The following is a 12,675-nucleotide window of genomic DNA, read 5'->3' as shown; positions in this document are numbered from 1 at the left end:
CTTTCGTTTCAAATTAAACCGTTCCTTTTTTTTGTAAATCCGCAGCGGCTTTTATGGCTTTCCGGACACGGGAATAGGTCCCGCAACGGCATAAGTTCCCGGCCATCGCCAGATCGATATCCTCGTCTGTCGGTGAAGGATTTTCCCTGAGCAGGACGGCAGCCGCCATAATCTGTCCGGAATGGCAATAACCGCACTGCGGCACATCGATTTCCTGCCAGGCTTTTTGAACCGGATGGTTATTGTGCTGCGAAAGTCCTTCAATAGTGATGATTTTTTTTCCTACCGCTCTTTTTACTTTGGTAATGCAGGATCTTACCGCCTCGCCGTCCAGATGCACCATACACGCACCGCACTGAGCGACGCCGCATCCGAACTTGGTCCCGGTAAGGCCTACGATATCTCTGAGCACCCACAAAATCGGCATGTCTTCGCTGACATCCAACGTATGGATTTTTCCGTTAATATTTAATGATACCATATCAATATTTTAATGAATTTTCTGAGTAATGAATTGTTCTGTTGCCGTCTCCCGGGTCAGATCGTCCGCATAATTAAAATAAATGAACGAAATTAAATCAGCATACAACAGGCCGGAAAAGTATAATATTTATCTAAATATAGCTATTTTTTAAAAATTATTAACCATAAAATATTTTAATTAAAATAATATAAACATGAACCGGAAGTAGAATCTGATGAACGGACTTGAAAAGCGAAGCTGGAGGCTGGAAGCTTTTTCCTGCTAAAGCCACAGTTAAAATTGATTATTAAATGATATTGTCTTTTATCATGTTAAATCAACTCTTTAAATTATGATTTATTTTCTCCACCTCTTTATTTTACGCTATTTAACTAATTGAAAATAAATCCAGTACCATCAAAACAAACATTAATATTAATAAAAATTAGTTGTTTAGATGGTAAGATCAGTGCGCCGACTGCCGGTAAAAGATACCACACTAATTAAGTTGATACCTGTTTTCTTTAAAATTATCTGTAACTTGGTTAACCAGCCAGATCACTATGAAAGATTTTATAAGCATACAAACCATTTTAGTAGCAACAGATTTTACTCCAAGATCCGACCAGGCCGTAAAAGTAGCCGTTCATATGGCCAAACGCCACAATGCCCGGGTCATCCTTTTTTATAACTTCAGCAGTTTTTTTATTATCGACAGGACCGGAAGACAGGTTGTGGGTAAAGAGACCATCGATGAGAATTTCGAAAAGGTGGAGGCCAGCCTGAATCTTATTAAAGATCAGCTGCACCGGCAGTATGATTTTACGGATTGTACTACAGTAACAGGAAATGATACGCTGATCAACAGCATCAACAAAACGATACAGGAAGAATCGGTAGACCTTGTCATTACGGGAGCATCCGGAAAACAGGGCATTAAAGAACTGATCCTGGGATCTGCTTCTTACCAGATTCTTACCGCTGCCAACTGTTCGGTATTGCTGGTGCCGGCGGATTCGCATCAGCTGAATTTTAAAAAGATTCTTGTGCCTGTAAGGGTGCTGGACAAGCTGCATGAAAAGTTCGACCTTTCCAAGCTGATTGCCGAAAAAAACAAAGGCACCATCAGCCTTTTGGGAATTTCGCCTGAACAGCAGTTTGCAGACATCCGGAAAGCTTATATCGGCCTCAGAAAAGAACTCAGAAAAAGCAATATCGAATACAATGCCTCCTTTATTGTAAGCAACGATAAAGCTTTGGAAATTTCAAAGGTTTCCAACGATTCCGAATTTGATCTGATTATCCTGAACTATCAGGACGAAGAAAACTGGAAATCCTTTTTTTCGGAAAATTTTCTGAAGCGGATTATTAACCGGACTTCGGTTCCTTTGCTGTTCTTTAAAGACCCTAACCAGACAAGTACCAAAACAGATCCTGAAGAAGGCCTTGGCTACGACATTACCCTGCCGTTCCCGGGATGATTTTTGTTTTGTCCTGAACGTCATTTCGATTAAGTTTTCAAAAAATTTTATCGAGAAGTTTCCGGATTAAATCGAATGTCCTGATTAAAGGTTCTCGATACATTTTCCTCCTGCGCTGTAAAAAACTACTTGAACTGACGTGGTGGTTAAATAAATCGAATTACGGGCTTGCCCAAACCAAACTTTGAAATATTTTAAAGCACGTTATAAAAAAACGGAGTTTTTAATGACATGCACTTATCCATACACTTTATCATTGAATGCATCGATCTATGATTTCCGTAAGAGTAATTTACATATTGCGTTCTAATACTATATCCGGATCCTATGGGATGACAAAACGCAATCTAATAAAATCTTTTCCATCTGTAGGAGATTTTTCAATACCAATAACAGTAATCCTGGTGGCTGACCAGAGCCGAAGCACTCACCATAAAATATATGGGCAAAGGTTGAGCTTATTCCCTTAAAACAAAAAACAGCCTCCAGGATAGAGGCTGTTTACAGATTTATATTAAAAAAATTAAAGAGTATTATTATTCTGCAGTTTCATTCTTCAGAATGGAATAGCCGATCGGCTTGAAAGAATAGTTGTTCGACATTTCTGCTGAGCAGGCCGTCATCCCTACGATCAGATCCATAACCGCTTCAATGATGATGTAATCTCCTTCTTTGCTTTTCGGCGGCAATACGCTGATTTTACCGGTTTCGCCGTCTACAGCCACATGCATGAATACATTAAAGCAGATCGGGATCGTATCGGGATCAATACCGAATGGTTCCAGTGCTTCACACAAATTTCCGAAACATCCCCGGTGAGGATTTTCATCCCCGTAAATAATCCGGAAAGTATCGGCACTGCAGGGAGTCAGTAAGAAATCATGACGGCCTACCGTGTCTTCGATAATATTAAACATAATATTGCTCCGGTTGGAATAAAAAGGATGCCCTGTAGTCAGGAAAATGGTTTCTGCATAATCAATGGTACGTCCTGAAGAAAGGTATTCTTTCGGATCATCAAGATTGAAGCATGTAAAATCTGAAACCTGTTCGCCTTTGATGTCGATAATTTTCAGCCGTTCGCCTTTTCTCAGCATAAAGGCTGTTCCGCTGCGCGGGAGAATTGTATTCATTATTTATTGTTGTATTTATAAGGGCATTCCCAGTTTTTGCCATATCTCATTCCGCTGTACTGATAGACTTCCGAATCATCTCCGAAATCCTGAAGCATCGGATTGATGGAACCGCTCAGGGCCACATCCCGTTTACGGACGATGTTCTTCATTTTATCATATCTTTTAAGGGACCTCAGCTCCTCGAACTGTGCGTGGGGATTGAATACAATAGTCGGATACTGGAACCGTCTTGCGTCCCTGCTGCTACCCGGAGACAATCCGATCACAAAGAACGCTTCCTCTTTCAGGCTGAAGCTGAAATTCGGGGATGACGGATTTGAATCGACCCGGCTGTCGTAAGGATATTCCAGTGCATCCATATCGGACAATGCCTGAAGCCTCTGCCAAAGCAGATGATCGAAAATTTCTTCGGAAATCCCGTGCGTTTCAGGAAAAATAACGCAGGCGGTATGGAAATGGTTTTCAGCTTTTCTATACTGATCAACGAAATCATAAATAAAATCTAAAATTGCGCGATCATCTTTCGGACACGCCAGGTGACCTGCTACAAACAGCTGCATCTGATCTTTCGTAAGGGCCGCTTTCGCTGCTACACAGGGAAAAAGCTTATCGTCCACAAACGACTCAAACGCATGTTTTACCTGCAGCGCATCGGCTGTATTTTGTGATTGTTGAAATGGTGTCATGACTTATACTACACAAAGTACATGCCACCGGAGGCCCTAAAACAACAATACTGACATAATGTGGTATCACAAAAGATATTTGTCAAAAAGCTGGGTACTGGATAATCAGTATCCCTATTTATACAGACGAAATTCATTAATTCATTGTTTAACTGAATATTAAACTTAAAATACCCGATTATTAAACTTATTCTATCAAAAGTAAAGCTCCCTGATCGTCCTTGTTTACAATTTCTATCTTTATTGTTGTTTAAAAGTATTCTGTATATTTACGAACTTGTGACCAGGGTAGTTGCAACAAGCAAACCACCCCCGTAAAAAATTCCCTGAATTTTTGCCACCCCTCCGGAGGAGGGGAATGATACCGGATCGTTGATTTATCAAGAACAGGCTTGGGTTCGCGTGGCTTCGGCTCCGTTCAGCCACCGGTATTGCGGTTAAATCAGCACATATAAAAATTTCTGATTTGTCTGATGGTTTATTTATATTATTAAAAAGTATTCACGAAACTCTTCTAAGGTTTTTAAAAACTTTTGTATGCTTGAATAGATTTCGATAAAAAAACAAGTTGCACTACTTAAATGATTTTCTTATGAAAAAGCGGATCTGACTGTTAGTATAGGAATTGGTAATAAAAAAAAACATTATTAACCGAAGAGAAGCTCAGGGTTCTGGCGGAAATATAAAGGTATATAAGCATATAAAATAAACCTCCGCATGCCAATACATCCGGAGGTTTTATTTTGCTGTTTCTAAACGTTCTTTTAGGCGTTGAAATGTTCTTTCACCTTTTCCAGAACCTGCTCCTCGCTCATCTGCTGGGCGGTATCGAGGTGGATTTTCAGGTTTTTGAACTGCGGGGTTTCTTCCAGGTAATGCTTGAATTCTTCCTGGACGGTTCCCGGACCCATAATGCATACTTCCTGGGAATTGATCAGCAGGTGCTCAATTTCCTTAAAGTATTTCACGCGGTTGGTCTGTTCGGCGTTGTTGCCGGCGTTTTCGCTGGAGTTTCCGTGCTGGATCTCGGCTTTCACGGGACTGCACAGGAAAAATTTAAACGCATTCTGCGCATCGTGATTTTTAACGACAATGGCTTTTTCGGTATCCATCCAGATCCCGGCTAATTTTTTTTCTGACATAATTAATATTTTAGTGATGGGTCTGTTCTTACAAGAATGGTGCAAACTTAGGTTAAAGGCTGTTAAAAATGTGGGATATCCCACGGATTGCACGGATTTTCACAGATGATGGTGCCTGTTTTTAGCACATGAGTCACAAAGAAATTTAATAGTTTGAAAATATTTTAGAACACATAAGATTAAAATCAAAGATTTTTAAAACTTTGAAATTAATGATGAACGCAAAGTTCACGGAGAAATGTACTTGCTACTCGCAGAAAGTTTCACAAAGCCGTTTCACTTATAAAAGTTCACTGAGGTTAGATCCACTTAAATAACCTCAGCCATCGGGAGTTGCCGTTCTTTTCAACGAAGGACATAAAAATCTCTGATTTTTTAAAAGCTTTTGTGCGCTTGTTCACCGTAAAGCATTCAACTTTTTCATTAGCGTCAATATCTTTTGACTATTGTGATTAAAAACCTCCTACGGATTGCATCGCTTTTAGTGGATGATGGCGTGGCTTCGAGAACCTCGGCCACCGGAAAGCCGTTCCTTATAATCATGAGATTAAAAATCAAAGATTTTTAAAAATGTTTGTGGTAAAAATTATCCCACGGATCTGCACAGGTTTTCAGATGATGGCGCTTTATTCAAAAATTGTAACGCCTAATTTGTAATTGACTGCGTCGAATCTTTCGATTTCCGAAAGAATCCCGACAGGGTATTCGCAAATATTACGGAAAGATCCACGCTTTGATTTCTACGGAATGACATCGATTGAACGAACCTATTTGCCTACAGAGGTTTATTTAAACCATCCCGTCAAAAATTCCTTTGGAATTTTCGCCACCCCTCCAGAGGAGGGGAATTTTTATTGCTGTGAATTATTGGATTGAAGTCATTTTAGTCAGGCTCAGGCGGTATTCCTGATCCGGATGATTCTCAGTTTGTGAAGCATCCGCATGGTCTGGAAGCCCATGTCCCATTCGAACCAGCGGGAGGCGTTGTTCGGTTTTTGGGGATGTTTGTGGTGGTTGTTGTGATAGGCTTCGCCCCAAAAGAGGAAATCGACCGGCAGGATGTTTTTAGAGGTATTGGTCATTTCATAGTTCTCATACCCGAATTTGTGGGCCCACCAGTTGACGGCCATTCCCTGAAGCGATCCCATGATCACCGTTGCCGGCAGGAACAACCACTGCCACCATGCCGTTGCCAGCAGGGCATAAATGGCGATGTAAACCCCGATCCAGATAATCCGGGTAATGTAGTTGTGTGCAAAGTTATCAAAGCTTTCCCAGTCGGGAAGGTTCTTTTTGTACTTTTCGGGGGCATCGGTTTTTCCGATGTAGAGGTGGAAATAGTTCGTTCTCGTCGTCCACATCATCAGGAAAGGATTCGGATCGTTGTGGGGCGAGTGGGGATCTTCCGGCTGATCGGTGTGGGCATGGTGCAGACGGTGCATCAGGCCATAGGTATAAGCGCTGATGTACGATGAACCCTGGGTGAAGAAGCAGCCCAGGTAAAAGACGCGTTCCCAGAATTTCGACATGGTAAACAGGTTATGGGCCGCGTAGCGGTGATGAAACACCGACTGGAAAAAAAGCGACGCATACCAATGTATGATGATGAAAATGAATAGTGCCATAAGATAGAGGTGGATTAAAATTGAACAATTGATTTCTGAAGCAGTGCTGAGGAAAGTGAATATAAGCCGGCTGCTTATCTGTATATACGACTTATCGGGTCCCGCAGTTTTTCGCGCTCTGTTTTCATGTATGGTCATTCGGCTAAGTCCCTTCAAATCAGCCGGCAGGAATGACCCTAATTTTTTATCTTTGATGAGATTACCGGCAAAATCCAGGAAACAACAAAGGGCATTTGCCGCTTTGCAGGTTAAAACAATAATGGCAAAGGATATGCATAGTAAGAAATTAAATAAAAAACCGATCCAATGACTTCCTCCAGCTTCCCTATCCTACCTTTACTCAACGGTCTTGTCCTTGCCGGCGGAAACAGTACCCGGATGGGAACCGCCAAGGAAAAGATCTGCTGGCACGGAAAGGAACAGCAGTATGCCATGGCCGACCTGCTCGCCCAATTCTGCGGTGAAGTTTTTATTTCCTGCCGTCCCGAGCAGATGGAAAAGATAAGAACAGGTTATTCAGTTCTTCCTGATGCATTTACGGAAATGGGACCGATTAGTGGTATCTTATCAGCGTTCGATTTGCGTAAAGATACCGCGTGGCTGGTGGTGGCCTGTGATATGCCGCTGCTGGATGAAAAAGCACTGGGATTACTGACTCGTTTCCGGGATCCTGAAAAGACGGCCACGGTTTATGAAAGCCCGGTAGACGGCAAACCGGAACCTCTGGCTGCGATCTGGGAGCCAAAAAGTTTCCCGCTTTTGCTGGATTTTATACAAACCGGAAGCCGTTCGCCCCGGAAGTTTATGATGAACAGCGATATCTTCCTGCTGAAGCCGGAAGACCCGCAGGTCCTGCGGAATGTGAATACGCAGGAAGAGGCAGCGGAGGTTAGGCGGATGATTGAGAATTCCCGGTGAATCTGGTATGATCGCACGCAGATTTTGCTAATGAAGCAGGTGTCTGTTCTTTACCTTTATCAGCGGTTCTGCTGACATGGTTTGTTTTTTTTGTAACGAGTTATTTTTCAAAGGAAACTTTGTAAAAAAAAAATCAATGCACGGACAGAATTGCTTCTATCCGTGCATCGAAATATTGTTCTATTGCTGAGCCGTTCCTGTGGCAGCGGTGATGTGCTTGTCGATCTTCTGATAAATTTCCGGGTCGTGTTTGCGGATTTTAATGCGGACATATTTGGACGCGGGCATATTGGCTCCGTCCACAACATTGTTGATGGAAACCAGGACATTGGTTTCCGGAAAGTAGGTCATCGTACTTTTCTGCGGGATGGCATATTTTACAACAATGAACAGGGGCGCAATGCGTTCGATGCCGTCATCGTAATTGAAAAGATCTACCTTCTCCCCTTCTTTCAGACCGGCTTTTTCGATATCCTTTTCGTTCATCATGACGATCCTTCTTTCGTTGAAGATTCCCCGGTAGCGGTCGTCCAGTCCGTAAACCACGGTGTTGAACTGGTCGTGGGTACGGGTAGTCGCCATCAGGTATTCGTCATCTGCCAAAGAATTGTCGGGAACCGGGGTGATGTTGAATGCGGCTTTTCCCGGAACATGCTCACTGCTGAACTTTCCGTCACGCGGCGCATTCGGAAGGTAGAAGCCTCCTTTTTGTACGACTCTTTCATTGTAATTTTCGAATCCGGGAATACATTGGGAAACGTCGTCACGGATGGCATCGTAGCTGTTCATGAACCGGTCCCAGTCGATGACGGAGCGGTCTCCCAATACGGCTTTTGCCATCCTGCAGGCGACATGGATTTCGTTCATCAGATGTTCCGAAACAGGCTCCAAAACGCCTCTCGACCATTCCACCACGCCCATGGAATTCTCGGTGCTGATGTGCTGCAATTCCCCGTTGACGATGTCCTTTTCGCTTCGGGAAATTACCGGTAAGATCAGGGCCTCTTTCCCATGGATCAGGTGGCCGCGGTTGAGCTTGGTGGATACCATTACGGACATTTCGAGCTTGCGCATCGCCTCTGCCGTGTAGGTGGTGTCTGGTGCAGCAGATAAAAGGTTTCCGCCCATGCAGAACATGAACTTCACTTTCCCGTCGTGCATGGCTTTAATGGCTTTCACCACATCGTATCCACCCTCTCTCGGCGGCTTGAATCCGTAAAATTTTTCCAGGGCATCCAGCTGCTCGCCGGTAGGTTTGTGGTTTACGAGTAATGTCCGGTTACCCTGTACATTGCTGTGACCGCGGACCGGGCAGACACCGCCGCCTTTGATGCCGATGCTTCCTTTCATCAGCAACAGGTTGACGATATTGTAGATCATATCGACGCCGTTGTGCTGCTGGGTAATGCCCATTCCCCAACAGATGATGATCCGTTTTCTTTGGGCGATCATCTGTGCGGCTTCTTTCAGCTTTTCAATCGGAATTCCGCATTCTTCAGCCAGGAATCCGAGGTCGTATCTTTTCAGTTCCTGGGTCAATGCTTCAAAGCCTGCCGTTTTTTCTGCAATAAAAGAATGGTCGAGAACTTTTCCGGGATTTTTTTCTTCTTCCTCTAAAAGCAGGATCTGTAAAGCTTTCAGCAGAGCCATATCGCCGTTAATTTTTACCGGCAGATAAAGATCTGACAGTTCGAAAGGCTTACTGATAAGGGCCAAAGGTTTCTGCGGATCCCTGAATCCCATAAGTCCGGCTTCAGGAAGCGGATTAATCGCCATAATCTTCGCCCCGTTTTTCTTTCCTTTGGTCAATGCCGAAAGCATCCTCGGGGAATTGGTTCCCGGATTCTGGCCCATGATGATAATGAGGTCGGATTCATATAAGTCTTCCAGCTTTACCGAACCTTTGCCAAAGCCGATTGAGCGGGTCAGCGCATAGCCGGAAGTCTCATGGCACATATTGGAACAGTCGGGGAAATTGTTGGTCCCGAATTCGCGGCCGAAAAGCTGATATACCCAGGTGGCTTCATTGCTGGTTCTTCCGGAAGTATAAAACATGGCTTCATCAGGAGAATCCAGACCATTTAGCTGTTCAGCAATTTTAGCGAAAGCATCATCCCAACTGATCGGCTGATAATGCGTCCCGCCTTCCGGAAGGTACATCGGTTCGGCAATCCTTCCCAGCTGGCTGATCTGGTAATCCGTCATCTTCGACAGATCATAAACTGAATTTTCCCTGAAGAAGTCCGCGCCGATCTTTTTGGAAGTGGCTTCTTCAGCCAGGGCTTTGGCTCCGTTCTCACAGTATTCTGCTATCGGTGACCGGTCGTGATCGGGATCCGGCCAGGCACAGCTGGGACAGTCGAACCCATCAAACTGGTTCATGCTGAAAAGTGCTCTTCCACCGCGCAATGTTGCAGCGTCCCGTACGAGCTGCTGTATGGAATGCATTACGGCCGGCACTCCTGCCGCCCAGTTTTCAGGAGCATCAAGTTTCAATTCTGCCAAGCGGTAAGGCGGCTGGGCAGCAGGTGAGTGATCTGAATTTTTCTTTTTATTTAAATTATTGTTTTCCATATTGTTATGATTAGGGTGGAATCAGCATTTGGTATTCGGATTCGGGTAGTTGTCGCTCTGATCTTCCAAAGTATTGTCCAGGCAGACAAAATCCTTTTCGACCAATATTTTCAATTTTCCGGCCTGTTCTTCGAAACCGATCCGGTCGGTAGAGGTCCATTCTTCCACCATACCTGCCGGCATCCCGATCACCATCCTGCTGCCGTCAAATGCTGCGGAAAGTGCCTGGTCTTCCGTTCTTTCAAGGGCATAAGTGAAGGTCTGGCCCGGAAATTCCGTACAGCCGGAAATCATTCCGGTCGAACCGAGTTCAGCTACTTCGGATTGGGTAAGACGAAAACGTATGCTGTTGTCTTTTATTCTTATTTTCATTAAATTTTTTATTTCAGTTTTATATCTGATGTTTGATTTATCTGCTTTAATTTTTAACGCAAAGTTTTATTTTATTTCACTGTATATTTTCGAAGCAAAGTGGTGATCAGCAAGCTGACCGAATGAAGCGGGCGTTTAATTTCTTTATTCCATTATAATTTCAATTTGGCTGCTTTTATGATATATATTGAACCGGTTGTCTCTAAGGAATCCCAGTAAGGTCATGTCAAATTCTTTTGCGAGGTCTACTGCCAGGCTCGACGGAGCACCGATTGCTGCTACGACTGAAATTCCTGCCATTGCAGCTTTCTGGATCAGCTCAAAGCTTGCTCTTCCGCTGAGTACCAGGATCCGGCCCTGAAGGGGCAGTTGCCCGGCGAGCAAAGTATTGCCGATCAATTTATCCAACGCATTATGCCGTCCTACATCTTCCCGCAAACCCAACAGGTTTCCTTCATTATCAAAAAGCCCGGAAGCGTGAATGCCGCCGGTTGCACTGAAGTTGTTCTGAAAAACCCGCAGTTTTTCGCCTAACTGGTAAATTGTCTCCAATGAAACCGTTTGTTGCTTTTTCTCTATATTCTGAAAAGGGCTGACGGTCTTGATCGATTCAATGGAACCTTTCCCACAGACGCCGCAGCTTGAGGTGGTATAAAAATTCCGGTCGGCATTCATTAACTCCGGAAAAAATCCGTCGGAAAGCTTAACCGTGATTACATTTCCACTGTTTACGGAGCAGGCCGCCTGTAAATGGTTTACTTCTTTGATCTGGTGCGAACCTGAAATAATCCCTTCCGTAAACAGAAATCCTGCAGCCAGCTCAGCATCGTTCCCCGGTGTGCGCATGGTCACGGAAATATTCCGGATATGTTCCTGCCCTTCCAGGCCGTATGAAATTCTGATCTCCAGCGGTTCCTCTACCGAAACCTCATCGGTACAGGGGAAGGACTGACGGTCTTTTACCCTGATCATTTCTATTTTCTGTACGGATTGATGTTCTAAGATGCCGGTTTTCATATTAAAGGATTTGGAAAATATTCATTGTGAGCTTTATTTCTATGATTTGTTTATGCTGTTCAGTCAGGTTCAGTGAAAGATCAATACCTTTTACATGAGTGACAGTTTTAATAAAATGCTTAAATTTTATCCTCAAGTAATATAAACATGCTATACTCATCAATCTTAATACCACATAAGTAAATATACGATTTTTATGACTGAAATCATAGGTGGGTGAAAATGAATGTGATCCGATAGGTTGCCATTGCCGGACTTGAAATTGCATGTTTTTAGAATCAGACTGCATCTGATTCTGGTCTGAGTCGCCGCTTAACCATTACACTTCTTTAAATTAATCCATACATTGAGTTTATACTATTAATAGCAATGACAGCAGACGGTCTTTTGTTATCTTTGCAGATAATTTTAAAATATGGCATTTCTTTCTGATCCTTCATTTTCCGATAATCCACAGGTTGGGACAGTTTACAATTTTTCCGAGCTTGTTGAGACAGCGTTTCAGGGAATAGTAAATGCCTTATGCTGGAAAAGGAATTTAGCAGGAAATTTTGAGGAGATTGTATAGAAAATCCAATTAAAAGAAGATATTACCGAAATCTCCGCCGATGACCTTCTTTCTTTGGAACTTTCGGATGAAGGGAATGCCGCGAGAGAAATTATTCTGAATGACCTGAAACAATTAGCCGATTTCGGGGCACTGCCATCCCTTAATGTATTAAAATGCTATGAACGGGACGACGAGCTGGATTTTTTCTCTACAGATGTCTATTCGTATCATGTGGACCGTTCACCCATCGGGACGGATACGTTTTTGTGTACGTATTTCGGGGCTGCCAGTGATATTATTCCCAACGATCAGGTGACGCAGAAAATCCTGGTCCCGGAAATCCGTGAAAAGCTGAAGGAACTGCACGACGGTCCGGAAACGGAATTTGAAGATTTTTTAAAAGATTGTTTTTTCGATCTTCATTATGAGCCGAATCCCGGGGCACGACCTACCGATCTCGGAAACGGACACCTTTGGCGGCTGGCCGTAGACCATCCGGATCAGACGGTTTTACCCTGTGTGCATCGGGCTCCGGTGGAAAACGAGGGAGAATACCGGCTGCTGCTGATTTGCTGAAAAAGGCAGGTTTATTTAATTGCCTGATTAAAAATTTTCGACTGAAATATTTTAATGAAAACAAATTAATCAGCATACTCTACTTAAAAGTTTCTATAACAAAAAAAAACAGCATCAGGATGATGCCGTATGGGT

10 protein-coding genes and 1 pseudogene are annotated in these 12,675 nt (G+C 43.5%); 3 read left to right on the top strand and 8 right to left on the bottom strand.

Annotated elements, in window-relative coordinates; genetic code table 11:
• Positions 1-13: 13 nt before the first annotated feature.
• Positions 14-481, bottom strand: coding sequence for a (2Fe-2S)-binding protein (locus FY557_RS05625; protein WP_149246311.1), 468 nt, complete (start codon positions 479-481; stop codon positions 14-16).
• A gap of 545 nt (positions 482-1,026) precedes the next feature.
• Between FY557_RS05625 and FY557_RS05620 the strand changes: the two genes are divergently transcribed.
• On the top strand, positions 1,027-1,944 hold the full coding sequence (locus FY557_RS05620) for a universal stress protein (protein WP_149246310.1): 918 nt from the start codon (positions 1,027-1,029) through the stop codon (positions 1,942-1,944).
• A 536-nt stretch (positions 1,945-2,480) separates the two neighbouring features.
• Here the strand turns inward: FY557_RS05620 and FY557_RS05615 are convergent.
• The 4 genes from FY557_RS05615 to FY557_RS05600 all read right to left on the bottom strand — a co-directional run bounded on the left by FY557_RS05615 (position 2,481) and on the right by FY557_RS05600 (position 6,533).
• Positions 2,481-3,077 (bottom strand): DUF1989 domain-containing protein, encoded by a 597-nt coding sequence (locus tag FY557_RS05615; RefSeq protein WP_149246309.1) that lies wholly within the window; start codon positions 3,075-3,077, stop codon positions 2,481-2,483.
• Positions 3,077-3,766: a guanitoxin biosynthesis heme-dependent pre-guanitoxin N-hydroxylase GntA gene (gene gntA / locus FY557_RS05610; protein ID WP_149246308.1), complete on the bottom strand. Its 690-nt coding sequence runs from the start codon at positions 3,764-3,766 to the stop codon at positions 3,077-3,079. The genes FY557_RS05615 and gntA overlap by 1 nt, the downstream gene beginning before the upstream one ends.
• 764 nt (positions 3,767-4,530) lie before the next feature.
• Complete coding sequence (locus FY557_RS05605) at positions 4,531-4,908, bottom strand: hypothetical protein (protein ID WP_149246307.1); 378 nt, start codon at positions 4,906-4,908, stop codon at positions 4,531-4,533.
• Between the two features lie 893 nt (positions 4,909-5,801).
• Positions 5,802-6,533: a fatty acid desaturase gene (locus tag FY557_RS05600; RefSeq protein WP_149246306.1), complete on the bottom strand. Its 732-nt coding sequence runs from the start codon at positions 6,531-6,533 to the stop codon at positions 5,802-5,804.
• Positions 6,534-6,839: 306 nt separating this feature from the next.
• Between FY557_RS05600 and FY557_RS05595 the strand changes: the two genes are divergently transcribed.
• A complete protein-coding gene (locus tag FY557_RS05595; protein WP_149246305.1) occupies positions 6,840-7,451 on the top strand; it encodes an NTP transferase domain-containing protein in 612 nt (203 codons plus the stop codon).
• A 180-nt stretch (positions 7,452-7,631) separates the two neighbouring features.
• On the opposite strand, the gene FY557_RS05590 is transcribed toward FY557_RS05595, so the two are convergent.
• The 3 genes from FY557_RS05590 to fdhD form a co-directional block, all read right to left on the bottom strand.
• Entirely contained in the window at positions 7,632-10,025 is a 2,394-nt protein-coding gene (locus FY557_RS05590) for an FdhF/YdeP family oxidoreductase (RefSeq protein WP_149246304.1), read from the bottom strand.
• Between the two features lie 21 nt (positions 10,026-10,046).
• Positions 10,047-10,397, bottom strand: a complete 351-nt coding sequence (locus tag FY557_RS05585) for a DUF7009 family protein (RefSeq protein WP_149246303.1) — start codon at positions 10,395-10,397, stop codon at positions 10,047-10,049.
• Positions 10,398-10,541: 144 nt separating this feature from the next.
• Positions 10,542-11,414, bottom strand: a complete 873-nt coding sequence (gene fdhD / locus FY557_RS05580; protein ID WP_149246302.1) for a formate dehydrogenase accessory sulfurtransferase FdhD — start codon at positions 11,412-11,414, stop codon at positions 10,542-10,544.
• 415 nt (positions 11,415-11,829) lie between these two features.
• Here fdhD and FY557_RS05575 point away from each other — a divergent pair.
• Positions 11,830-12,540 (top strand): annotated as a pseudogene (locus FY557_RS05575) (DUF1826 domain-containing protein).
• Positions 12,541-12,675 lie beyond the last annotated feature (135 nt).

This window comes from Chryseobacterium sp. SN22 (assembly GCF_008329705.1).
In the GTDB taxonomy this organism is placed as follows: Bacteria; Bacteroidota; Bacteroidia; order Flavobacteriales; family Weeksellaceae; genus Chryseobacterium.
Note: the sequence above shows the minus strand (reverse complement) of the source record. Positions and strands in the feature narration are given on the sequence as shown.

Coding starts and splice junctions, on each gene's coding strand:
- FY557_RS05620 (WP_149246310.1), top strand. CDS start 1,027: ATGAAAGATTTTATAAGCATACAAACCATTTTAGTAGCAACAGATTTT.
- FY557_RS05615 (WP_149246309.1), bottom strand. CDS start 3,077: ATGAATACAATTCTCCCGCGCAGCGGAACAGCCTTTATGCTGAGAAAA.
- gntA (WP_149246308.1), bottom strand. CDS start 3,766: ATGACACCATTTCAACAATCACAAAATACAGCCGATGCGCTGCAGGTA.
- FY557_RS05590 (WP_149246304.1), bottom strand. CDS start 10,025: ATGGAAAACAATAATTTAAATAAAAAGAAAAATTCAGATCACTCACCT.
- FY557_RS05585 (WP_149246303.1), bottom strand. CDS start 10,397: ATGAAAATAAGAATAAAAGACAACAGCATACGTTTTCGTCTTACCCAA.
- FY557_RS05605 (WP_149246307.1), bottom strand. CDS start 4,908: ATGTCAGAAAAAAAATTAGCCGGGATCTGGATGGATACCGAAAAAGCC.
- FY557_RS05595 (WP_149246305.1), top strand. CDS start 6,840: ATGACTTCCTCCAGCTTCCCTATCCTACCTTTACTCAACGGTCTTGTC.
- fdhD (WP_149246302.1), bottom strand. CDS start 11,414: ATGAAAACCGGCATCTTAGAACATCAATCCGTACAGAAAATAGAAATG.
- FY557_RS05600 (WP_149246306.1), bottom strand. CDS start 6,533: ATGGCACTATTCATTTTCATCATCATACATTGGTATGCGTCGCTTTTT.
- FY557_RS05625 (WP_149246311.1), bottom strand. CDS start 481: ATGGTATCATTAAATATTAACGGAAAAATCCATACGTTGGATGTCAGC.